This is a genomic window from Arcobacter sp. 15-2, assembly GCF_047159865.1.
Classification (GTDB): domain Bacteria; phylum Campylobacterota; class Campylobacteria; order Campylobacterales; family Arcobacteraceae; genus JAIOSF01.
Map to the genome: position 1 here is coordinate 1,429,892 of NZ_AP038804.1, position 24,211 is coordinate 1,454,102.

Below are 24,211 nucleotides of genomic sequence, written 5' to 3' on the forward strand. Positions count from 1 at the left end.
ATGAATAAAGGTATAGTCTCTATAATTACCCCATCATATAAATCAGAAAGATTTATATCACAAACAATAGAATCAGTTCTGACTCAAACATATCATTATTGGGAGATGATAATAGTTGATGATGTTTCACCGGACAACTCAAATAAGAATATAGAAGAATATATCAAAAAAGACAATCGAATTAAGCTTATAAAACTGGAACAAAATAGTGGCCCAGCGGTAGCTAGAAATAGAGGAATAGAGGAAGCTGGTGGTAAATATATAGCTTTCTTAGATGCTGATGATTTGTGGAAGCCTGAAAAACTTGAAAAGCAAATAAAATTTATGGAAGAAAAAAATTGTGTTCTATCATATAGTGCTTATGAAACTATGAGTGAAGAAGGAACACTTGAAAATAAAATTATAAATCCAGCTTTGAAAGTATCATATAATGATTTACTAAAGTCAAATCATATTGGGTGCTTAACTGCTATATATGATGTGCAAAAGGTTGGAAAGGTATATATGCCAATTATTAGTAAAAGGCAAGACTATGGACTCTGGCTTAGGCTTCTTAGAAAAACAGATTTTGCGTATGGTATTGACGAACCTTTGGCAGTGTATAGGATTATGTCAAATTCTGTTTCTAGTAATAAATTTAAACTACTGAAATATCACTATAAGTTATTTACAGAATTTGAAAATATTAGTTCTTTGAAAGCTTTCTATTATCTAGGGTGGAATATATTGACAAAATTAATTTATAGGTAGTAATAATGAAAATATTAATTACAGGAAGTAGTGGATATCTAGGAAGTAGTTTTATGGTTCAATATAGTGATAAATATAATTTTCAGAAGTTTTCGTTATTGAGTCAAAAATTGGAAGATATAAATTTTGATGCTGTAGATAAAGTTTTACATTGTGCTGCACTTGTGCATCAAAAAGAAAAGCAATCTTATGAAAAATATCATGAAATTAATGTAGAATATCCTTTGAAACTTGCAAAATTAGCAAAAGAAAATGGAGTAAAACAATTTATTTTTATAAGTACTGTTGCAGTGTATGGTGAAGATGAAGAAAAACTAGATGAAAATACTATTTGTAATCCAATCACACCTTATGGCAAAAGTAAGCTTGAAGCAGAAAAAGAGTTTTTGGAATTAAACGATGAAAACTTTATCGTTAGTATCATAAGACCACCTATGGTTTATGGTAAAAATGCTCCAGGAAATATAGAAAGTTTAGTTAATTTTGTGAAAAAAGTACCTATTATACCACTTGGTGGTATTGAAAATAGAAGAAGTTTTATATCTATTCAGAACCTTTGTCATTTGGTCGATGTAGTAATAGAAAAGCAAAAATCAGGAATATTTTTAGCTACAGATGACGAGCCACTTAGTACCACAAAACTGTGTGAACTCATAGCCAAAAATCTTGACAAAAAAGTATATCTAGTCAAAATATCATTTTTTGAAATACTTTTAAAAGTAGTAAAACCATCGTTTCATAAAAGACTGTATGGAAGTCTTGAAGTTGACAATACTCTCACAAAAAAGAATCTAAAGCTGAGCAATTCTTTTAGTGTAGAAGAGGGGATAAAATTTATGTTGACAAAAGATACTAAATAAAGTATAATAATTGATACTAAAAAAAGGATAATATTATGCAACCAATATTAGCAAACTATACAGCAAGTATAACAGAACTTAAAAAATCACCCACACAACTACTCAAAGATGCAGGAGATGAAGCAGTGGCTATTTTAAATCATAATGTAGCAAGTTCATATCTTGTACCAAGTGCATTATATGAAAAGATGATGGATGTTATGGATGATTATTATTTACGAATAGAAGTTGAAGAAGCATTAAATGATACTAGTAAACCTGTTAGAGTAGAACTAGATGACTTATTGTCTTGAGTATATGCCAAAAGCATTAAAAAATTGGGATAAATTAGATATAACAATCAAAAAACAATTTTATAAAAAGATTCAAGAACGACTCAAAAATCCAAGAGTTCAAAAAGACAAATTAAGTGGTTATGCTAATATTTATAAAATAAAATTAAGAAGTTCCGGTTTTAGACTTGCTTATGAAGTTAAAGATGAACAAATATTAGTTTTAGTCTTATCTGTTGGTAAAAGAGAAAACAATAAAGTATATAATGATTTAAAAGATAGAATATAATGATATATATAATCCTTTTACTCCTTTCTTTTACTCTTACATATTTTATAAAAAACTATTACATCAAAAATGCCATTTTAGATGAGGTAAATGAAAGAAGTTCACATACTGTACCTACTCCACACGGTGGTGGTATAGCTCTTGCTATCACATGGCTTGTAGGCTTAGGGTATTTATACTTTACTTCCCAAATAGAGGCTGATTTTTTTTATGCTCTAAGTGTAGGTGTGATCATCTCTGTAGTTAGTTTTTTTGATGATATTTATGAGCTAAGTGCAAAGCTTCGCATGATAGTACAAAGTGTTGTGGCTATGCTTGGACTTTTTTGTTTAGGTGGATTTGAGAGTTTGGAGTTTGGCTTGTTTAGTATAGAGAACCAAATCATCACAAATGTTTTTGCTTTTTTACTGATAGTTTGGTTTATAAATCTTTATAACTTTTTAGACGGTATCAATGGCTATGCAGGAAGTGAAGCTTTGTTTTTAGCTGCTGCTGGATTTTTACTTTTTGGTGGTGGACACTTTTTGGTTCTAGGTGTTGCTGTTCTAGGCTTTTTGTACTGGAACTTTAATAAAGCGAAGATATTTATGGGAGATGTAGGAAGTACACTTTTGGGCTACAATGTAGCTATATTTACACTCTACTATGCAAATCAAGAGTCTACAAACCTTTGGATATGGATCGTACTATTTGGAGTGTTTTGGTTCGATGCTACTCTTACTTTAGTAAGAAGAAAACTCAATGGAGAAAAGCTAAGCCAAGCGCATAAAAAACACGCCTATCAAAGACTCACACAAGCAAAATGGAGCCATTTTAAGGTGACTAATTATATGATAGGGTTAAATATAGTACTATTTTTGATGGTTTATTTTATTGGAAATATTGCTGTAAGTTTTACTATAAGTTTACTACTTTTATATTTGGTATATATATTTATAGATAGTAAAAAAACATTTGAAAAATAAAAGGTAAACAATATGAAATTTGATAAAAGAATCTTAAACTTTTTGGTCATAGTCCTTCTCTCTTGTGTTACATTTTGGTGGACCTCTTTTATATTTCACCTAGAGATGGCGTGGGATGTTTTAGGAACAATTATTCTTTTTAGGATAGTTGCTTCTTTTATGATTTTTAAGGACTTTTCTCTTTCTTGGAGCAAATCTACACAAAAAACTTTTTTGATCAAAAGTATGGTAGTGTCACTTCCTTTGATGATATATACCCCTCTCTATCATGGTGAAGTTCGAATAGCTTTTATGATGAGTGAGGCTATGACTTACCTTGTTGTACTGAGTTTTACAATGTACTTGTATCACTTCCTTATCAACAGAAGCGGTATAGCCAAAACAAAGTCTATGGTGATATATGGAGCTGGAAAAGCTGGAAATAAGCTTGAAGATGAGTTTAGAAATAGTGAATACAAAGTGAAGTATTTTTTAGATGATGATCAAATTCTTCAAGGGAGAAGTATCGATGGTATAAAAATCATCTCAAAACAACAACTCAAAGAGAAAAGCTCACAAGATACAAAATATGACCTTTTAATCGTAGCTATGCCAAGTGCTACAAAACAAAGAATCAAACAGATACATGAAAACCTCAATCCATACTTCAAACAGATAAAAATATTGCCAACTCTTGAAGAGATTTTGGATGATAAAAACTTCTCTTCACAACTAAAAGATATATCAGTAGAAGATCTTCTTGCAAGACATCCTAAAGATTTAGATAAAAAAGCGATCAAAAAATTTATAAGAGATAAAAAAGTACTCATAACAGGTGCTGGGGGAAGTATAGGAAGTGAGATATCAAGACAGTGTGCAAACTTTGGGGCAAGTGAACTGATACTTTTAGATCATAGTGAATTTAACCTATACCAAATAGCAGAGGAGTTAGCCTCGTATGAACCACATCTTGTGATGCAGTCAGTTTCAAACTTGAAGCTTTTGGAAAAAACTTTTGAAAAGTACAAACCTGATATTGTGATACACGCAGCAGCATACAAACATGTGCCACTTGTTGAGGACAATATTCAAGAAGCGATAGTAAACAATATCCAAGGAACCAAAAATACAATAGATTGTGCTATCAAGTACAAAGTAGAAAAATTTGTACTCATCTCTACAGATAAAGCGGTACGACCAACAAATGTGATGGGAACAACAAAAAGAATTTGTGAACTTTATGCTCAAAATGTAGTTTCTAAAAGCACCGAAATAGTAGCTGTACGGTTTGGGAATGTTTTGGGAAGTAGTGGAAGTGTGATACCTAAGTTCAAAGCGCAAATAGAAGCTGGCAAAAACATCACAGTGACACACCCTGATATCACGAGATATTTTATGCTCATACCTGAAGCTTGTGAACTGGTTCTTCAAACAAGTAGTATAGGGAAAGGTGGAGAGATATTTATACTAGATATGGGCGAACCTATCAAAATAGTTGATCTGGCTAAAAAAATGATTGAGTTAAGTGGACGAGATGAGATACAAATAGAGTTTAGTGGACTTCGACCAGGGGAAAAACTCTATGAAGAACTCCTCATAAACGATAGTGATACAAAAACTCAATACGAGTCTATAACAGTAGCTGGTCGTACAGATTATGATATCAAAGAATTAAACCACGATATTGAAGAGCTACTTCATACAAAAAATAAGATAAAAAAACTCAAAAAGATTGTGCCTGAGTTTGATCATAAGGTAAACTAGAGGTGATATAAGTTAGTTTTATTATATGATAATAATTATCATTTTTAAGACTCAATCAAGTTTATATCTGCTAATATTATGATAATAGTTATTATAATTAGTTGGAGAACTGTATGAAAAAAGATTTGACCATATCTTATGATGAATTTATGTTAAAGTTTAAAGATACGATGAAATCTTTAGGTTTGAACAATTCTGTACAAAGAGAATATGTACTAAAAGTACTATTTAAAAGTGACACACATCTAAGCGCAGATGCTCTTTTATTTGAAGTGAAAAAAGAGTATGAAGTGACCATGGGTATTGCTACTGTGTACAGAATACTCAATCTACTTGAAGAGTTACATATAGTAAACGGTATCTTGATCGATGGCAATGAGAGTAAAGTATATGAGCTAAACCTTGTTTCTCATCATGACCATATGGTCTGTACACAGTGTAATAAAATAGTAGAATTTTACGATGCAGAACTAGAAAAGCTACAAGAAAATGTAGCCCTTTCCAATGGCTTTACCCTCAAAAGTCACAATATGCTTTTATATGGTATATGCAATGAGTGTCAGTAATATGAGTATCATATCTATAAAAAGTGATATCAAAAATCGTGCACGACTAAAATCTGAAATTTTTAATAGATCTTCAAATATAGAGCTTATCAAAAAAGAGTTAAGCTCTTATATCGTTGACTTTAGAGAAAACATCTCTTGTAGTTCGATTATTATTATCTACAAAGATACACAACTCAGCGAAATCATCACAAAAATCCAATCTCTTTTTCATACCACAATCAAACAATCAACAGCAGCAGCAGATAGTATTTGTGGGGTCAATAGCAACTGTTCTAACTGTAGTATAAAAACAGATTCAAATCCTCTCTCGTTTAAACGAAAACTTATTGAGTTTGGTCTTTTGACTGGATATAGTGTATATCTTTTTGCAGTTAAAAATATACTTGGGGTAACAGTACTAGCAAGTCCTTTATCTGTGATGGCATTGGTTTCTGTAGTTGCTGCTATACCTTTGTTTAAAGAATCGTATGAAGATATCAAAAATGGTGAGTTTAGTTTACAAACTTTTATGAGTGGTACACTTATCTTGGCGATTTTATTTGGTGAAGCGATGGCAGCTTTTGAGATCATATATATTTTACGAGGTGGTATGCTTTTAGAGGAGTATGTCGCTACAAAATCAAAAAATCAAATCAAAAACCTCATAGAACTAGATGTACAAAACGCTTATGTACTCGTAGATGATGTTGAGGTACAAGTGCCATTGGAAGAGGTGAGCGTAGGAGATGTTGTTGTTTGTAGAAGTGGAGACAAACTTCCTGTAGATGGTTTGATCGTTGATGGGTCTGGTCATATTGATGAGTCTTTGATAAATGGTCGAAGTGAGAGTATCTATAAAGAGAAAGAGAGTGATGTTTTTGCAGGAACTTTGTGTGAGTCAGGTAGAGTATATATCAAAGTTACAGCAGTAGGGGAAGATAGATATATCTCAAAAGTGATGCAAGATGTAGAAAAATCACTCGCTTTAAAGTCACCATCTCAAATAGAAGCAGACCTATTGGCTAAAAAGCTTTTACGACTAGGATCGATTCTTACTCTTGGAACTTTAGCGCTTACAGGCTCTTTTATAAATGCTTTTTCTGTGATGATTATTATGTCTTGTCCTTGTTCTACAATACTTGCAGCTTCTACAGCTATAAGTGCTGGAATAGCCAATGGTGCTAAACTAGGGATTCTTATCAAAGGTGGAGAGTCACTAGAAAAAGTAAGTCAAAGTGAAGTTTTTTGTTTTGATAAAACAGGTACTTTAACTACAGGTAAACCTATCATAAAAGATATAGTAACAGCAAAAGGTGTAGATAAAAATAGTTTGATGGAGTACTTAGCTATAGCAGAGTACAGAAATACTCACCCAATAGCTTTATCGATACAAGAAAAAGCAAAAGAGTTAAAAATAGAAGCTAGCCAAACAGCAAAAACAGAAGTGATACCTGGATATGGAGTAAAAAGTGTTTATGGAGAGCATACTATTGTTGCAGGAAATAAAAAACTTTTAGAAAAAGAGAGTATCACTACAGAGCGTTTTGAAGATCAAGTGTTTCATCACTTAAATGAAGCAAAAACAATAGTGTATGTATGTGTGAATGAGAAACTTTTAGGATATATCACTTTGGAACATGAGGTAAGAGCTGGTACTTCAAAAATGATAAGTGACTTACGAAAAAAAGGTGTGAAACATATCGCTTTGATTACAGGTGACGAAGAAAAAGTAGCACAGTCTTTTGCAAATAATCTAGGGTTTGATACAGTATACGCAAATCAATCCCCACACGATAAAGCAAATGCTATAGAAGAGTTAAAAAAACAGTACAAAAATGTTGTGATGGTAGGTGATGGAGTCAATGATACTTTAGCTATGAGTAAGGCTGATGTTGCCATCTCATTTGCATCTGGTGGAAGTGAAATGGCTATAGAGGTATCTGATATAGCAGTGACACATTCTCATCCTGAAGATGTAGTAAACTTGTATAACTTAAGTAAAAAAAGTTTAGAGGTAGTGAACCAAAATTATTGGATAGGGACAAGTACAAATCTTATAGGTGCAGCGTTTGCAAGTATAGGACTTTTGAGTCCAGCAGCAGCTGGGGCAATACATATAGGACATACGACAAGTATCATGGCGAACTCATCAAGACTAGCCATTGATAATAATTCTTAATGCGTTTTAAGTTAAAGTAAATATAAAAGATATAAAAATACCATATTGGGAGAAGATAAATGGAAATAACACCACAAAAAATTGTTGAAATAGCATCTTATTTTACTGTGATATCTCATACGAAAGGGAGATTACGAGTAAGAGTAAACCCAAAAATAAAAGATGAGGTTTCTGATGTATCTTTAAGTGATATTGAAACACTACCACAAAAGATAAATGGAATAAAAAAGATAAAGATAAATAAAATTATCGCATCTGTAACTATTGAGTACAATAATGAGATTTTTCCAAAAGAGAAATGGGATGACTTAATCAATGGTGAAAATTTAGATGAGGTAGTGAAAATTATCGAAAACCTAAAAAAGGAGATAAACTAAATGCAAATAAATAACGATGCAGACTTGTTGGTAAAATTACGAGTTGATCCAAACTACAATGAAGAGATTTTGCACCAAGTTTTACGAATTGCTGTTTATGATGAATATCATGCGTATGAAACATATCGAAAAGTGATAGAAACATTTGGAAATCAAATGCCTTTTACAAATATCATCGAAGCTGAGATAAGACATTATGAAGAGTTGATAAAATTACTTGAAAAATATAATGTACCATTGCCTGTAAACGACTGGTACGAGAAAATAGTTTTACCAAATACTTTAGTAGAGTGTTGTGAAGTGGGTGTGGCTGCTGAGATTGATAATATACAGATGTATGATAATCTACTTTTATATGTAGATCAGTATCCAGATATTCAAGATACACTCTACAGACTGCAAGCAGCTTCTTATAACAATCATCTACCAGCATTTAGGCAAAGTGTTATTTCTTATACAAATGTAGAACCAAATCTAACAGAAGTATATGAAAACAATACACAACATAATGCAGTTGAAAATACAGAGATGTTATCAAAAGTAGATGAGTTTAGAAATATTGCTACAAAACTAGCAAGTGGAAAAGTAAATGAACAAGATGTTTTAAAAGTATTCAATAGTGTCGATATGGCATCTATTGGTGGAGTACTTTTAGGTGGACTAGGTGCTATGCAACTAGTGAAAATGATGAATGATAAAAAAGAAGAAGGGGAATAATATGTTACCGTTTATAGCAGGATTAGCAGCAGGGGCAGTGGCCGTAGTAGCAATCAACAATAGAAAAGAGATCAAAGAAAAAGTAATCGAAGGTGCTTCAAAAGTACAAGAAAAAGCAGGTGATGTGAAAAATTGTGTTGTTGAGAAAGTGGAAAAACTGAAAACAAAAGAGTTGAAATTTGTAGATAAAGAGATTGAAGATGTTAAGTAATTTTACTATTGATACAGGTGCACCTAGAAGTGTAACAGGGCATTTTATAAGTGGTGCTATTGCATCCTCTATTGTTTCTGGTGCTTTAAATTATCAAAGATATCAAAAAGCACAAATATCAAAAAATGAGATGCTATCAGATACTCTTAAGATGACTGTTCAAGGTGGTATAGTAGCAGCAAGTGCTATAGCAACTACAAACTACATAGGTGAGGGTAAAGTACTACAAGCGATGACAGCTATGAGTGTTGGTGCTATGGGAGTATATGGAACACAAAAAGTTTATGATAGATTAGAGATGCAAGTAAATAAAAATAAGGAGATAGAAGATGCAAAATAATAGAAACAATGGACTAAGTAACAACCCATACATAAACAACGCAATAAATCAACAACAAACAGCAGTTGAGCAAGCACCAAATACAAACCCGTACTACAATACACAAACAACACAAGTATCGCAACCTGTACAAAACCCAACAACAACTTTTGATACAGGTAACTTTTTAAAAGGTGCATTAATAGGTGCTGTTGGAGCATATCTTTTAACAAATGAAGATGCACAAAAGAAAATTTTTAAAACTTTTGCAAAAGGTGCTGATATGTTTGGTGCTGGAATAGAAGAGATGAAAGAGCGACTTGAAGATGCAAAAGCAGAACTTGAAGCTGAGCGAGAAGCAAAATAGAGTAAATGATGAGTGTAAAACACGAAACCAATTTTAAACTATTACATAAAACAAAAAATCGTGCTAGATATTTTTGTGATATATTAAAATATGATATAAATATTAAAAACTTAGAAAATGACCTCAATAGTATTGCAGGGGTAACCTCTATCCGTATCAATGAAAAGTCAAAATCTATCGTTTTTGGATTTGAAAATATCTCTTTAGAATCTTTAGAGGGATTTTTGAAAGATTTAGATAAATCTAAATACGAAGTTTGTGATACATTTTTAAGTAACAATATCTCTTGTATATCTGAAGAAAAACCATCAAAAGCTGGTATGGTACGAGCTTTTGGTGCATTGGGGGCGGAACCTTTTATAAAAGATGATAAACAAAAATTAGCACTTACTACGATCGCTAGTTTACCCCTACTTAAACATGGAGTGCAAGATCTTTTTTCGGAAGGGTTAACTTCTGGTGTTTTAGAGTCGATGGCTGTTGGAGTATCTATTGCACGAAAAGATTATTTAGCTGCAAATAGTACAAATGCTATGCTTGAACTTGGTGAATATATAGAAGAAACAACTGTTCATAAAAGTGATGATTTGATTCGAGAATTAGCGAAACCAAATGTAAAAGAGATTTGGATAGAGCAAGATAATGATGGAAAAAAAGAGTTAGTTAAAATTGAGACATCATCTGTAAAAATTGGTGATGTTGTAGTTGTTGGGGCTGGTGATACTATTGCTATTGATGGTCATATCATCAGTGGAGAAGCTAGTGTAAACCAAGTTTCTATGACAGGTGAGAGTGAAGCTGTTAAAAAAGAGCGTGGAGATAGAGTAATTTCAGGTACAGTCGTTGAAGAGGGTCGTATAAAAATATGGGCTGAACATGTAGGTGAAGATACTGCAACTGCTCGAATAAAAAACTATATCACTACAAGTTTAAGTGAAAAATCATCTGTTGGCTTAAAAGCTACAAAACTAGCAAATAAGTTAGTGCCTGTTACTTTAGGCTTAGCAGGATTGTCTTATGTGATAAGTAGAGATTTTGAAAATGTAGCTTCTGTTTTACAAGCTGATTATTCGTGTGCTTTAAAACTAGCTACTCCTGTTGCTTTTAAGACAACTATCGCACAAGCTGGTAAAAATGGAATCATGATAAAAGGTGCTAAATCTATTGAAGCTTTAAACGAAGCAGATACTTTTGTTTTTGATAAAACAGGTACTTTAACTCATGGAAAACTTGAAGTTGAAAATATCATCTCTTTTGATGAAGAGAACTGGAGTGAAGAGGATATATTAAATCTTACAGCTTCAGCTGAAGAACACTATTTTCACCCTGTAGCTGAAGCTATTGTAAATGCAGCAAAAAGTAAAGGTTTTGTACATATGCACCATGAAGAGGTAGAGTTTATCGTAGCACATGGTGTAAAAACAGTAGTCAATCAAAAAGAGGTAGTTATAGGGAGTCGTCACTTTTTAGAAGATGATGAGCATATCGATTTCTCACAACATGAAAAACAAATAGAGAAATGTTTACTCGATGGTAAAACGATTTTATATGTTGGTTATGATGGAAAACTTTTAGGTACGATTGGTATGCGAGATACTGTACGAGAAAATGCAAAAGCGATGATTCAAAAACTAAAAAGTATGGGTGTGAAAAAAACAGTTATGCTTACAGGTGACATTGAAACAAAAGCTTTAAAACTTGCAGATGATTTAGGGATAGATAAAGTATATGCAAATATGCACCCTGAAGATAAAGCAAATATCATTAAAGAACTAAAAAGTTCTGGAAGTAAAGTTGCTTTTATCGGTGATGGGATCAATGATGCCCCAGCACTTATGAGTGCTGATGTGGGGATAAGTATGAGTTCTGGTGCTGATATTGCAAAAGCTACGGCTGATATAGGTCTTTTAAAAGATGATATTGAAGCAGTAAGTGAAGCTAAAGAGTTAGCCCAAAAAACGATGAAGCTCATTAACTCAAATTTTAATGCAACAGTTGGTATCAACTCTTGTATTTTGCTTGGTGCTACTTTTGGTTTGTTCAAACCTATCACAACAGCTATTTTACACAATGGTACAACTATTGGACTTTTGGCGAATTCGATGAAAGGTATTCGTATAAATTAGTTACCCTAAAGAGGTGACTTTTAAAGAGTATTTATAAAAACTATAAATACTCTACTCTGTTTTTCCCATTTTGTTTTGCTTTATATAGTAAGTCATCGGTTCTTTTCATAATAGATTGTATTGTATCTCCTTGTTTGAACTGAGTCAGACCAAATGAACAAGTAACACACTCTAATTTATCAAAATGTATCTCTGATATTTTTTTTCGTATTTTATTTGCTAAGAGGTTAGAATTTTCTAAACTATTCATAGGGGAAAGTATCACAAACTCTTCACCACCCCATCTTGCAAATGTATCTGTTTTTCGAATATTGTTTTTGACAGTTTTTGAAACCTCTTTTAAAACGATATCTCCATAGTCATGTCCATAAGTATCATTTACACTTTTGAAGTTATCAATATCTATCATAATTGCAGTAAAATGTTGCTCTTTAAATCGTGATGCGATATTTACTAAGTCTTTAAGTGTTTCATCAAATTTTAGCCTTGTTGCAGCACCTGTTAGAGTATCTTCAAAAGCAACTTTTTTTGTATCTATTTGTAACTGTTCAAAATCTTCATAAAGCTCTTTTTGTGTTTGTTCGTATATTTTAATAAGATGAATATAGTAAAGCACTAAACATATATTAAAAAAAGCGATAAAAAGAATTTTTATAAAAAGTAATTTTATGATTGAATTGATTTGTGTAATTTCCTCGAAATTTTTGACTATGAGAACATAAGTGTCATCAGTGACTTTGCCAAGTAATTTTACAGAATTTTCTTGAAAATTTATACTATAATTTGTATTTTCTAATTCGTTGATATTTTTTTGTAGATGAGTATCAATAGGAGTATTTTTTTCTATGAGTTTTACTGTGAGGCTGTATTTTGTTTTTTTGACATCACTTTGATCCATCATCAATGGAGTACTTTTAGCAAATTCACTTACTAAATCATCGTTAATAGTGTCGCTATTATGAATCAATATATTTTTCTGTTTGGTTGATGCTGTAAATGTTTTTGTATAAAGTTTATAATAAAGAGAGATCTCACTTTCTATATTTTGATGAAAAAGCTCTTTATGATTTTGATATTCGTAGTAAAGATATAGAATAGATAATACTACTACAGCACAAGAGGTAAAAAGATATTTTATTTTTTTATTTATTGATAAAGAGGTTATCATATAAAAATCCTTGCACAAAATCGATTTTTGTATCTTTGACTATCTCCAAATCAGCATAAGTTTCAACACCTTCTAAAATAACTTTTTGATTTTGTGTATGAGCAAAGTCAACTATACCGTTGATAATATGTGAAAAAGCACTATTTGACTTCAATGCTGTAAGCATATCTTTATCAAGTTTGATATAATTTGTTTTATTGAGTAAAAAAATAGAAACTAAAGAGTCCTCTTTAAAAAAATCATCCATTGCAAATTCGAAATTAAATTTATTGAATATATTAATGAGCATAGATATGTTTATATGGGTATGTGAATTTTCCACAAGCTCTATAGTGAAGTTTTTTTGATTTTTAAAAAAAGAAAAAAGTTCATTGACACCTTTTTTGTATCCAAATACATGTGGGTCAAAATTTATAAATAGCTTTGCATCTTTAGGTCGGTTTTGGAATTGTACTTTTTTTGTTTGATATTCAAGTTGATAAAAAAGTTCTAAGTTTTTATGACAATACCCAAAAACTAAATCAGGAGGTAATGGATGGTTTTTATAGTTGAATCTAGCAAGTGCCTCATAGGCATAAATTTTTTGGTCTTTGAGTGATATGATAGGTTGGTATTGAGTACTAAAAAGTTTATTTTCTATGATTTCAATGATTGTACTATCTGATAAAATTTTTGTTATATTGAGTTTACACATATTTTGCCTAACTTTTGATTTTTATAATCATAATAGAATAACTCTTAATAAGTACTTAATATTGATAATCGTTATTAATATTAAAAAGGGTGTATATTCACCCTTTTATTCCATCGAGTCGAGCGCTCACTAAAAAAGATTTAGTTTTAAAAAAATAAACTATAAAAGGGATAATCCATAAAACTATAGAGATATTTATAAAAGTATAATAGTTCTCTAAAAAAAATGGTATGATCGTTCTAAAAATTGTAGCTATGATAAGAAGGATTACTCCACCCATAATCCACCAATTTGATTTCAGAACTCTTCCTGTATGAACATGTGCTATTATAACCATAACAAGAAAAAAAGATATTCCAAAAGCACCAGAAGTCAAAAAATGCCTAAAATGATTTAGAGATCCAAAATCAAATAGATAAGAAAATCCTAAAAAACCGTAACCTAAAGCCATCATCACAACAACAGAACTTAAATACCACATAAAAGATTCTTTTAAAAGTGATTCATATTGTAGATTATAATCATTGAGAATCCCTAGTATAGAAGCAAAACACGCAAAACCTAACCAACCTAAAATAGAGTTATTCGGATAAAAAAATTCTACAGTAGTAAATAAGATTATAGTAAATATCGCTAAATTATAACGAAAAGGTTTTGCTATAAAGACATCATCTAAGTTTTTATGTTCAAGTATCTCATTGATAGCTTCCATATTTACACGACGCAAAGCAAGAATAGTGAGCACCATAAACCATCCAATAGATAGATAAAGTATATCGATTGAATTTACCTTCAATATATCAGCTTTTGAAGCAAAAAACATAATCTGCAAAATAGTAAGCATCACTATAGTATATGCAATACTCGAATGTCTTTGAAGTTTATCTAAAACAACAGGTTTAAAAGCCCATATAATGATATATACCCATAAAGCTATATTTATAAAAGCAACAACATAAATCCCAACAATATCAATACACCAAAAACTAATTCTACCTGCTATCCAAAGTGCAATAATTTTGCTTAATCTTTTTCCAACAATAGGTACAAGCCCTGGAAATAGTTCAGGAAGACCAGTAAATATAAATGCCATAATCCCCGCAATACCTACACCAAATAACAGTTCATAAATATGCCAACTTAAAGGGTCATCAAAGATTGGAAGCATACCACTAAATACAAATCCCCAAAGTAAGACAAGTGCTACCATATATAAAGGTAAAAGTAAAAAAATAGGTCGAAATCCATAGGCTAAATAGTGTGGTATATTATCTTCATCTGGATAAAATTTATAATGTTTTGTTGCATTTTGTTTTTGTGTTTGACTCATGATATTGCCTTTATTTCAAATGTTTTAATTACATCGTAGTCATTTAAAAACTCTTGTGTTTTTGTGAAAATATACTTATCATCTCTTTGCCCTTTTGGTTGATCAATGGTATATGTTTTTATAATTTCACCTGGATCACTTTTGAGAAGTAAAACTTTGTCACTTATTCGGATAGCTTCCATCAAATCATGTGTGATAAATAATACACTTGTATTGAACTCTTTACAGCTAGAAAGTACATAATCTTGCAATTCTCTTTTCAGACCAATATCTAAAGCAGAAAATGGTTCATCTAAGAATAAAAGTTTAGGTTTTGTAATCAAAGCGCGTGCAAAGTTGACCCGTTGTCTCATCCCTCCACTCAAATCTTTTGGATATTTCATAAAATCTTTTTGTTCAAGACCAAAGCGTAGTGCTATTTCACAAGCTTTATTATAAGCTTTTTTGTAGGATTCTTGTGAAACTATAGGCAACATAATATTTTCAATAACTGTTTTCCATGGAAGCAGCCTTGCATCTTGAAAAGCAAAAGCTGAAGAGTCAAAACTATTTTTTATCGTTCCTTCTGTTACATCTAAAAGATTAGCACAAAGTTTTAGTAGAGTTGTTTTTCCACCTCCACTAGGACCTACGATACCTATAACTTCACCTCTATTGAGTTCAAAATTTATATTGTTGAGTATTTGTGTAAATCCAAAATAAAAATTTAATTCACTTACTTCTAGTCTCTCCATGATTCAACCTCTTTTTTAATTGGTTCTAAAATAATATATTCAACAAAAAGTAAAACACCAACCATAGTAGTAACGAGTGCTAAGGCTGTTGGAGTATCAAGGTGACTTCTTGCAATTGCTAAAGAAGCCCCAATACCATCATTTGCACTCAGAAGTTCTGCCATAATAACAATTTTCCAACTCATACCTAAAGCACTTACCCATGATGGGAAAAGATATGAAAAAAGGTGAGGAAAGTATAAGTCTTTACATTTTTGCCAAAAGCTAATGTGGAAACTATCCATCATCTCTTTTAAATCACCCTCTAATGTACGACTTCCTTGTAATGCACCTACAAAAACAATAGGAAAAGAAGCTATAATCACGGTAAACATAACAGTCATATCACCAAATCCAAACCAAATCATAGCTAACACTATCCAAGCAATAGGTGGAATACCAACTAAAATAGTCACAATAGGACGACTCATGATTGAAGCAGTAGTAAAGTATCCTGCAATAAGCCCCATCATTGTTCCAATAGTTAAAGATACTCCAAATCCCATAATTCCTCGTTTGATGGTAAGTAAAAGATTATCAATAAAATCTTGTTGTGTGAAGAGTGTAATCATAGTTGATATTACCTCTTTGGGAGAGGGGAGAATAAGGTCACCATAAAGTTGGTTTCCCATATCCCAAAAAGCTAAAAAAAGGAAGATTGAGGCAATACTACCCCAACCACTCCATAAAAACCAAGGGAAATCTTTGATTATTTTAAAAATTGTTTTCATTCGAAATAAAGTCCTTCATCTGGTATCTTTCCACCTATAAGTTTTGGTTCAATCTCAAGAAGAACTTCAAAAAACTTATCTAAGTCTTTTTTTGAATCTTTTGCACTTATAGCATCAATTTGCACATTTGGTATAGAGTTTGCAATTGCTTCTGTAGAGAAAAATTCGATATATTTTTGTACTAAAACTCCAGCTTGCGTGGGGTTGTTTTTATACCAAGTTACTGCTTTTTTATATTCCTCTTCTACTCTTTTAGCAATAGAGTTATCAAGTTTACCAACTACAGCAATACCTGCTTGAGGAACTTTTTGACCAACTTGAAATACTCTTCCCCACTCTTTTTGTAGATTGACACTTCTATAGATATCAGGAGCTATCAACTTTAGAGGGAAAGAACCTGTTTTTATCATTGCCATAGAAGTTGCTGGTTCAGCTAAAAGAACATTATCGGCTCGTCTTAAGATAAGCATTTGCATAGCATCTGGAGGTGTTGGTGCATATTGAATATCAAAATCTTTTTTTGGATTAAGACCAGCTTTTTTGATAATAGCTTGTAGAACGATATCAGGCATATCTGATCTAAAAGGTACAACAATTTGTTGCCCTTTTAGATCTTCAATAGTTTTGATATTTTTATCTCTTGAAACTATCTCAAGTATACCCCAAATAGATACATTGAGCAGTTTGATATCTTCTTTTTTATTGTAGAGATTTGCAGCTACATTTGTAGGAATAGCAACTATATGTGCCTCTTTTTTTAATAATATTGCTCTTAATTCATCAGGATTTTTCCAAAGCCTAAATTCAACTTTTGAAGCAATATCAGATAAAGCACCACTTTGAATCATCTTGAAAAAAGGGTGAGATACACTAGCAACAGGACCTGCAAGAATAAGTTTATCTAGTTTTTGTGTCGCAAATAAACTTCCAATAGCTAACGCTAATAATAGTAATTTTTTCATTAGAACCTCACATTTAGACCAGTAAAGAAGTATCTACCACTACTACTTCCTAATACATCATTGATTGTTTCATTTGTTAGGTTATTTATTCCACCATAAAATGATAAGTTTTTTGAAAAATCATAATTGATATTCCAGTTGAGTGTTGAGTAACTATCTGTTTTATTATCTATACTTTTTTGTGTTGGAGTACCTCTATTGATAGTTTCTCTATAATATTGTTCACTGACATATTTTGCACTTATTGCACTATTTAAATCTTTTGTGATAAGGTAAGTCAATTTTGCATTTATAATTCTGTCTGGATTAAACTCTAAATCTTCTCCTGTTTGTTTATTTTCTGTTCGAAGTTCTGTCCAATTAAACCCTAAATCAATATTACTATTAATAGAGTGCTGAATAGTAAGTTCTGTCCCATAAGTGTTTGCTTTTTCTAGGTTTTCAAAAGTGTAAAATGCACCTTTATTTACTTGGCTTATCAAGTTTTTTATACTATTGTAAAAAATGGCAAAATCATATTTTGTATCTTTAATTTTACCATTGAATCCTAGCTCGTAAGTGAGTGTTAATTCTGGCTTTAAATCATAAGCTTTCTTCCCAATCGTCAGATCAACTGTATCAGCACCTCTTTGTCTACCACTTGCTGTATTTTTGAAAATATACATCTCTCTTAAATCAGGAGCCCTAAATCCTTGAGCTATATTTGCTCGTACATTGAATTCCTTGGAAAAATTTTTAATAGCTCCAAATTTAAAAGTGGCTTTACTATCACTATTGCTGATATCATCATATCGTGTACCTATAATAAGATTTAGACTATCATCAATACTCCATTCATCTTGTAAGTAAAGTGCTTTATAATCAACTTTTTTTTCTGTCATCTCTGGACTTTGTGTAAATACAGTAGCTTCTCTTACCTCTTTTCTTGTTTCTAAACCTGCTGTTAGGAGATGATTTTCATTTACAAAATAGTTTGCTAAAGCTTCAAAACTTCTAACATCAACATTTGCACTCATCCCATTTTGAGCAGAATCTGCTTGACTTGCATATTTTAATTCATTCCAATAAGGTGTCGTTGTTGTATTTCTTTTTTCATAATAGCTTTTATATCCACGAAGTTGTATAAATAAATCGTTTGTAGCATTTATTTTTAAATCAATTGCAGTATCAAGCCTTTCATTTTTATCTTCTGAATCCACGGGTATATTATATACAGGTATAAATTGTCCTGGTGCAGGGGAGATGTTTGATGGATGAAAATATCCAATATAGCTTCCCTCTCGCTCTTCATCGAACTTATTAAATTCAAATCCAGCGGTTATATTATCTGTAAAATCATACTCAACTCTACCACCATAAGTCAAAATATCGCTTTCTTCTTTATAGGTAACATTGTGTAAGTAGCTATTACTCAATCCTTGTAATTGTGCAGAAGGTGTAGTGGCTGTTGTATTTGACGGTTTTTGTAAAGTACCACTGTTAGGACCACCTACTTGTTTTACATGTACATTTGCAACTTCTTTTTGAGTATATGGTGTAGTTTTTGTTTTATTTATATAGAAACTGTATCCAAGCTTGTTTTTTTTCCCTTTTACACTTAAGTTGATGTTTTTATTTTTATCATCTCCATCACTATTTTGACCATACCTTACCCCTAAATTTATATGTGGCGTTTTTGTTGGTTGTTTTGTAATAATATTAATAATACCTCCCGTTGCATCAGCTCCATATAAAGTACTCATAGGACCTTTAACAATCTCGATTTTTTCAATTTGACTTGCTGGAATTCGGTCTAGGTCATAAGGGTTTGAAACTTCACCACTTAGCCGCCTTCCATCTATTAAAAATAAAGTTCCATTTGTACTCATCCCTCGTAAACTTATAGAAGATTTTGATTTACTACTTGCATTTGGAAATGTTCCATATTGTATATTTATTCCAGCTGTGTTAGTTAGTACATCTTTTAAAGACTCTGCTCCCATACTGGCAATCTCTGTGTCTGTTATTACTATTACAGAAGCAGCAACTCCATCTATTCTTTTTTCTGTTTTTGTTGCCGATGAAATTGTTACAACATCATCTAGTTTTATTGCATTATCTCCTAAAAGTAGACTTGAACTAATTATACTTAAGAGTATTTTCTTTTTCATACTTATTCTCCATTTAATTTTTGAGATGGCCAATGGCTATCTACAGCGTTTAAAAATACTATATCTCATAATTTTCCTTTAGGTGATTATATACTAAATGATAATCAAAATCATTGATATAAATCAAGATTTAGTGATATTTTAAATCAAATTGAGATGTAAGTTCATATGATATATCGTGAGTTTCTAAAATAGCTACTATTTCTAAAAGCTCAGGGATATCTGGGGTGGTGGATGTTCGTAAGTTGATGAAGTTTTTATCATTTAAGTCGAGGTAATAGCTACTAAACTTATGGAATTTTTGAATAATATGTTGACTCATAGCTATATATCCTTTTTATTGATTACATTTGTCCCAAATAATTAAAGCTTGGGTTCTTAATCCAATACTTGAAAAAGATTCAATAGTTTGAAGTATCGAGCCTCTTTCACAATTCTGTAAACTTTGCGATATGAGAGAATCTCTTATATCACTATATGCAAAAATGCTTTCTGCTTGTTTACTATTTCTTTGATTGATTGCTTTATAAAATTTACAATATATATTTAAAAACATATTGATATTCTCCTTTGAATGATTATATACTTTATAAAGAGCCTTATAAAAGGCTCTCTAAAAATTTATTTCATCTCTTTAGCTTCGACCCAAATAACAGCATCTTGGCTTAGTTCTTTCCCTTTATATTCTGTATCTGTTCCTACACCTAAAGCACAAAATCCCCAAAAACCTGCTTTTGGTATAGCAAATGTAAATTCACCATCTTTATTTGCTTTGATTGTCATAGTTACAAATGCATCTTGTGGAGCTTCAACTTTTGAGCTTCCCATTTTGTTGTTTTTCATATCTACATCTCTATTTAGATATTCAACTTCAATCTCTGCGTATGGTACAACTTTACCTTTAGATTTTACTATCCCTGTAAAACTTCCATGTTCCCAAATAGCATAAGGTTTTGTTAAAGGTACGATTTCGGCTTTTAACCCAAGTTCAGCATCCCAATTAGTTGGAGTTCCTGCAACATTTACCATCGATTTTGTAATTTGTTGTATATATGCATCTTCATTTGCTTCATAATATGGAGCTGGTTTCATTATAAAAACATGATCTCCCATTTTTCTAGCTTTGTATTTACTTGTATAAGCTTTTCCACTATTATGATGCCCTTTAAAAGTGATAGGTTTTAATGTTTTTTTAAGATCAGTCTTTTTTTTCTTATTTATTACATAAAACTCTTCAACTCCTGCCATATCCATAGTATGTTCATCTGCGAACGGATGCGTAAATACATGTTTGAACTCTATTGTTTTTCCTTTTGTTAGGGCTGTATTTGGTGTGTATACCATCTGAAAGTGTGCTAATGCTGATGTTGCTAGTACAGCAGATGCTGCTATTGAAGTTAAAAGTTTTTTTGTCATTTTTATCCCTTTTTAATTTAATTGTAATAATCACTATCATATTTGAGAGTGAAAAAAAAGTTAAGTGTTCAATTTTGAAAGTTTCAAAACAAAACACTTAACACTATAGTCTTTAGTTTTATTCAGTTATATCCGAACCTTTGATATAAACAGCATGACCTTCTCCAGCATCAAAAACAGCATTGTAATTACCAACTGGTTTATTAAATGTCACTTCACTATCTTCACTCATTTTAGCTTCAAAGACAGCTTTATCATTTTGTTCAACTCTAAACTTCACTCCACTTGCACTACTTCCATCACTAAATCCACCTTCACAAGTGATAGTACCATCACCATTGTCAAAGCAAGACATAATAGCTGTATGAGCAAAAAGCGAAGTAGAAGCAAGTGTTATGCTTAATAATAAACTTTTTATCATCTTATTTTCCCCCTTTCAAAGATTTTGAATAGACATTGTATTGTCCTTTTGCCTTAGATGGTATTTTGAGCCCACCTCTCCAATTTATTGTTTTATCAGGATAAAGTCCTAAGGCTAAGGCTATAAAAACTACGATGAAATAAAAGTAAGTCATCGCTTCAACACCTGTTAACTCGTAAGCAGTACCTAGTGTAAAAAGTGTAGATGAGATAATCACTCCTAAAGTAACAGGGAAAAATATAGCAAATAACATCCATTTGTAACTATGAGTTTGCATTTTTACTACAATCATAGTAGCTATACAAGGTGGAGTAAGTATCATAAAAATAATAATAGCAGCAGCATGTAAAGGAGTGTAGCCACTATTTTGTGCCATAGCTTCTTCGGCTCTTGTATTATCCGCTTTATTGTTCTCATATAAGCTACCCAAAGTAGCCACGGCACTTTCTCTAGCTGCAAATGAACTTAAAAAAGCAACATTTATTTTCCAATCAAATCCAGCATATTGTGTAAGTGGTTCAATAGATTTTCCTGCCATTCCTAAAAGTGAATTTTCTACTTTTTCATTTTTCATATTTCTTAAAATTCTATTTCTATCTTTTGATAATTTTCTTAAAATTCTATTTATTTTTCGAGCTTCTTTATCACTTCTAGGCTTGATAAATTTAAAATAGCTTTCATTTATTTGTTTATATTTATTATCAATGGCTAAAGCTCCATCTTTAGAAGTAGTTGCCATTCTTTTGGCTTTATAACCATCGTAATAGTTAAGAAGTTCTGCTATCTCATCTTTTGTATCTACTAGTTCATAGTAAGTTGATTTTTGTGCTTTTGCGTTAAATTTTTCTAAGGCTTTTGTTGCTTGTAGATTGTATTTTGCCTCAGCATCTTCACTAAGTCCTGGAAATTGCAACATAGCAAAAAGAATAATGGCAACAGCTAAAACAATTGTAATAACTTTATAGATGTATACCCAAACTCTTTGAAATGCTCTTATAATTACCCCTTTGAATGTTGGAACATGATAAGGGGGAAGCTCCATTACAAAAGGTGCTGTTTCTCTTGTTTTTAGAACACTTGATGTTAATATTTTTGCAACAATTAAAGCTATAAAAACAGTAACTGTAGATATAAAAAACATCATTAGTGCCATATCAGGTTTAAAAAATGCTCCTAAGAGTAAAGTATAAAAAGGTACTTTTGCTAAACAATTCATATATGGTACTGTTAGTATTGTTGCCATTCTTGCACGGTCATCTGCTATACCTTTTGTCGCCATAACTCCTGGAACGGCACATCCTCCAACCATTGCACCGCCTAAAACTAGGGGGAGCGTTGACTGTCCATGAAGCCCAAATTTTTTGAAAATCCTATCAAGAATAAAAGCCATTCTAGGCATATATCCAACATCTTCCATAATAGCAATAAGCGCAAAAAGTATAAAGAAAATAGGAATATAGTTTGCTAAAGCATTGGCACTATTAACCATCCATATAGCAAAATCAGTAATAAGTGGAACCTCTGTAAAATAAGCCTTTGGCATAAGATCAATAACAAAGTTTTTAAAAGCAGCTAAAAGTGGCCAAGTATAATCTGTGAGTTTGTATCCATAAACAATTGAGAGTTCATAAACCAAAAACATAATAGCAAATAAAATAGGCAATGCTAAAAATCTATTAAGAATTATTTTGTCAGCTTTATCTGTAAGTGTTTCTTTCCCTTTATTGTTCTCTTTGACAGATTTATGATAGATTATATCTGCACTATCGTATCTAAATGTTGCTAGAAATGAAACACTATCTTTGTCATAAATGGAGTGAAATTTATCTTCTTGTTCCTTGGCTAAAGTCTCTATATCATGATATTCTTGTTTTAAATGGCTAATAATAGTTGTATCACCCTCTAAAACTTTTATTGCCATCCATCTTTTGTTTAATGAAGATGTTGTATCTTGAATCGTATTTTCTATAATATTTATATGCGGTTCTAACTCTTCATAGTTTATTTTGAACTCTTCATAATAACTTTTTGCATTGGCAGTTTCGACGATTGTTTTCATAATCTTTTCACCCCCAATACCTTTAGCACCACTAGCTTCAATAACTGGACAACCAAGCATTTTGGATATTTTTTGGCTATCTATATCCATACCTCGTCTTTTAGCTACATCCATCATATTCAGGACAACAATAACAGGCATCCCTATCTCTAGAAGTTGGAAAGTAAGATAGAGATTTCTTTTTATATTTGAGGCATCCACCACATTTACAATGACATCTGGATTTTCATTTATGATAAACTCTTTTGCAACTCTTTCTTCTAGTGAATAGGAACTAAAAGAATAAGTCCCAGGTAAATCAACCATCTCTATTTTTTGCTTGTTGTACTTGAAAAAACCTACTTTTTTATCTACAGTTACACCTGGATAGTTTGCTATATGTTGGTCTATGCCACTTACCATATTAAAAATTGTGGATTTTCCACAATTTGGTTGACCAGCTAGGGCTACTTTAATTTTATTCATAAAGCGATTACTTCAATCAAATTTGCTTCACTTTTTCGTAAGCTTATATTGTAGTTATGGATTTTTAATTCCATTGGATCAAAAAGAGGTGCTTCTCGTACTATTTCTATATCTGAACCATTAACAAAGCCCATATCTAGTAGCTTGTGCATAAGTTTTCCTTTTGTATGAATTTTTACTACTTTAACTTTTTGACCTTGATTCATAGAATCTAATCTTAAATTTAACCCTTCTAGTTGCATTTAGAACCCTTTAATACTAATTTTAATAATTATTATCATAATAATATAAGAAAAAGACTTTGTTTTTTCTTAAAATT

27 protein-coding genes are annotated in these 24,211 nt (G+C 31.5%); 14 read left to right on the forward strand and 13 right to left on the reverse strand.

All coding sequences use genetic code 11. The annotated features are described in order from the left end of the window. From ACMCMH_RS07625 to ACMCMH_RS07690, 14 genes are all read left to right on the forward strand, one after another. On the forward strand, positions 1-750 hold the full coding sequence (locus ACMCMH_RS07625) for a glycosyltransferase family 2 protein (RefSeq protein WP_412724227.1): 750 nt from the start codon (positions 1-3) through the stop codon (positions 748-750). Positions 751-755: 5 nt separating this feature from the next. Then, on the forward strand, positions 756-1,610 hold the full coding sequence (locus tag ACMCMH_RS07630; protein ID WP_412724229.1) for an NAD-dependent epimerase/dehydratase family protein: 855 nt from the start codon (positions 756-758) through the stop codon (positions 1,608-1,610). Between the two features lie 35 nt (positions 1,611-1,645). Then, positions 1,646-1,903 carry an antitoxin gene (locus tag ACMCMH_RS07635; RefSeq protein ID WP_412724231.1) on the forward strand — a complete coding sequence of 86 codons (258 nt, stop codon included), beginning with the start codon at positions 1,646-1,648 and terminating at the stop codon, positions 1,901-1,903. Then, a complete protein-coding gene (locus ACMCMH_RS07640; protein WP_412724233.1) occupies positions 1,887-2,171 on the forward strand; it encodes a type II toxin-antitoxin system RelE family toxin in 285 nt (94 codons plus the stop codon). Before ACMCMH_RS07635 ends, ACMCMH_RS07640 begins: the two co-directional genes overlap by 17 nt. Continuing rightward, positions 2,171-3,136 carry an MraY family glycosyltransferase gene (locus ACMCMH_RS07645; protein ID WP_412724235.1) on the forward strand — a complete coding sequence of 322 codons (966 nt, stop codon included), beginning with the start codon at positions 2,171-2,173 and terminating at the stop codon, positions 3,134-3,136. The genes ACMCMH_RS07640 and ACMCMH_RS07645 overlap by 1 nt, the downstream gene beginning before the upstream one ends. A gap of 12 nt (positions 3,137-3,148) precedes the next feature. Continuing rightward, the gene (locus tag ACMCMH_RS07650) at positions 3,149-4,879 is read left to right on the forward strand and encodes a polysaccharide biosynthesis protein (RefSeq protein WP_412724237.1); all 1,731 of its coding nucleotides are present in this window, start codon (positions 3,149-3,151) and stop codon (positions 4,877-4,879) included. 113 nt (positions 4,880-4,992) lie between these two features. After that, positions 4,993-5,445 carry a Fur family transcriptional regulator gene (locus ACMCMH_RS07655; protein WP_412724239.1) on the forward strand — a complete coding sequence of 151 codons (453 nt, stop codon included), beginning with the start codon at positions 4,993-4,995 and terminating at the stop codon, positions 5,443-5,445. Further along, positions 5,432-7,606, forward strand: coding sequence for a heavy metal translocating P-type ATPase (locus ACMCMH_RS07660; protein WP_412724241.1), 2,175 nt, complete (start codon positions 5,432-5,434; stop codon positions 7,604-7,606). The genes ACMCMH_RS07655 and ACMCMH_RS07660 overlap by 14 nt, the downstream gene beginning before the upstream one ends. Positions 7,607-7,665: 59 nt before the next feature. Continuing rightward, the gene (locus tag ACMCMH_RS07665; RefSeq protein ID WP_412724243.1) at positions 7,666-7,983 is read left to right on the forward strand and encodes a hypothetical protein; all 318 of its coding nucleotides are present in this window, start codon (positions 7,666-7,668) and stop codon (positions 7,981-7,983) included. Further along, positions 7,984-8,700 carry a ferritin-like domain-containing protein gene (locus ACMCMH_RS07670; protein WP_412724245.1) on the forward strand — a complete coding sequence of 239 codons (717 nt, stop codon included), beginning with the start codon at positions 7,984-7,986 and terminating at the stop codon, positions 8,698-8,700. A 1-nt stretch (position 8,701) separates the two neighbouring features. After that, positions 8,702-8,911: a hypothetical protein gene (locus tag ACMCMH_RS07675; RefSeq protein ID WP_412724247.1), complete on the forward strand. Its 210-nt coding sequence runs from the start codon at positions 8,702-8,704 to the stop codon at positions 8,909-8,911. Then, on the forward strand, positions 8,901-9,251 hold the full coding sequence (locus tag ACMCMH_RS07680; RefSeq protein ID WP_412724249.1) for a hypothetical protein: 351 nt from the start codon (positions 8,901-8,903) through the stop codon (positions 9,249-9,251). The genes ACMCMH_RS07675 and ACMCMH_RS07680 overlap by 11 nt, the downstream gene beginning before the upstream one ends. Next, the gene (locus ACMCMH_RS07685; protein ID WP_412724251.1) at positions 9,241-9,597 is read left to right on the forward strand and encodes a YtxH domain-containing protein; all 357 of its coding nucleotides are present in this window, start codon (positions 9,241-9,243) and stop codon (positions 9,595-9,597) included. Before ACMCMH_RS07680 ends, ACMCMH_RS07685 begins: the two co-directional genes overlap by 11 nt. 8 nt (positions 9,598-9,605) lie before the next feature. Continuing rightward, entirely contained in the window at positions 9,606-11,723 is a 2,118-nt protein-coding gene (locus ACMCMH_RS07690; protein WP_412724253.1) for a heavy metal translocating P-type ATPase, read from the forward strand. Between the two features lie 40 nt (positions 11,724-11,763). Here ACMCMH_RS07690 and ACMCMH_RS07695 read toward each other — a convergent pair whose 3' ends face one another. The 13 genes from ACMCMH_RS07695 to ACMCMH_RS07755 all read right to left on the reverse strand — a co-directional run bounded on the left by ACMCMH_RS07695 (position 11,764) and on the right by ACMCMH_RS07755 (position 24,134). Further along, complete coding sequence (locus ACMCMH_RS07695) at positions 11,764-12,891, reverse strand: GGDEF domain-containing protein (protein ID WP_412724255.1); 1,128 nt, start codon at positions 12,889-12,891, stop codon at positions 11,764-11,766. Continuing rightward, positions 12,866-13,585, reverse strand: a complete 720-nt coding sequence (locus tag ACMCMH_RS07700) for an EAL domain-containing protein (RefSeq protein WP_412724257.1) — start codon at positions 13,583-13,585, stop codon at positions 12,866-12,868. The genes ACMCMH_RS07695 and ACMCMH_RS07700 overlap by 26 nt, the downstream gene beginning before the upstream one ends. A 97-nt stretch (positions 13,586-13,682) precedes the next feature. Continuing rightward, on the reverse strand, positions 13,683-14,915 hold the full coding sequence (locus ACMCMH_RS07705; protein WP_412724259.1) for an NnrS family protein: 1,233 nt from the start codon (positions 14,913-14,915) through the stop codon (positions 13,683-13,685). Beyond that, on the reverse strand, positions 14,912-15,649 hold the full coding sequence (locus ACMCMH_RS07710) for an ABC transporter ATP-binding protein (RefSeq protein ID WP_412724261.1): 738 nt from the start codon (positions 15,647-15,649) through the stop codon (positions 14,912-14,914). Before ACMCMH_RS07710 ends, ACMCMH_RS07705 begins: the two co-directional genes overlap by 4 nt. Continuing rightward, positions 15,637-16,419 (reverse strand): ABC transporter permease, encoded by a 783-nt coding sequence (locus ACMCMH_RS07715; protein ID WP_412724263.1) that lies wholly within the window; start codon positions 16,417-16,419, stop codon positions 15,637-15,639. Before ACMCMH_RS07715 ends, ACMCMH_RS07710 begins: the two co-directional genes overlap by 13 nt. Continuing rightward, positions 16,416-17,381, reverse strand: a complete 966-nt coding sequence (locus tag ACMCMH_RS07720; protein WP_412724265.1) for an ABC transporter substrate-binding protein — start codon at positions 17,379-17,381, stop codon at positions 16,416-16,418. The genes ACMCMH_RS07715 and ACMCMH_RS07720 overlap by 4 nt, the downstream gene beginning before the upstream one ends. Beyond that, positions 17,381-19,531, reverse strand: a complete 2,151-nt coding sequence (locus ACMCMH_RS07725; protein ID WP_412724267.1) for a TonB-dependent receptor plug domain-containing protein — start codon at positions 19,529-19,531, stop codon at positions 17,381-17,383. The genes ACMCMH_RS07720 and ACMCMH_RS07725 overlap by 1 nt, the downstream gene beginning before the upstream one ends. A 130-nt stretch (positions 19,532-19,661) precedes the next feature. Then, a complete protein-coding gene (locus tag ACMCMH_RS07730; protein WP_412724269.1) occupies positions 19,662-19,853 on the reverse strand; it encodes a hypothetical protein in 192 nt (63 codons plus the stop codon). 15 nt (positions 19,854-19,868) lie between these two features. Next, the gene (locus ACMCMH_RS07735; protein ID WP_412724271.1) at positions 19,869-20,087 is read right to left on the reverse strand and encodes a hypothetical protein; all 219 of its coding nucleotides are present in this window, start codon (positions 20,085-20,087) and stop codon (positions 19,869-19,871) included. A gap of 65 nt (positions 20,088-20,152) precedes the next feature. Next, positions 20,153-20,947: a DUF4198 domain-containing protein gene (locus tag ACMCMH_RS07740; RefSeq protein WP_412724273.1), complete on the reverse strand. Its 795-nt coding sequence runs from the start codon at positions 20,945-20,947 to the stop codon at positions 20,153-20,155. A gap of 118 nt (positions 20,948-21,065) precedes the next feature. Further along, positions 21,066-21,368, reverse strand: coding sequence for a hypothetical protein (locus ACMCMH_RS07745; RefSeq protein WP_412724275.1), 303 nt, complete (start codon positions 21,366-21,368; stop codon positions 21,066-21,068). A 1-nt stretch (position 21,369) separates the two neighbouring features. Further along, a complete protein-coding gene (feoB, locus tag ACMCMH_RS07750; RefSeq protein ID WP_412724277.1) occupies positions 21,370-23,892 on the reverse strand; it encodes a ferrous iron transport protein B in 2,523 nt (840 codons plus the stop codon). Further along, entirely contained in the window at positions 23,889-24,134 is a 246-nt protein-coding gene (locus ACMCMH_RS07755) for a FeoA family protein (protein ID WP_412724279.1), read from the reverse strand. The genes feoB and ACMCMH_RS07755 overlap by 4 nt, the downstream gene beginning before the upstream one ends. Positions 24,135-24,211 lie beyond the last annotated feature (77 nt).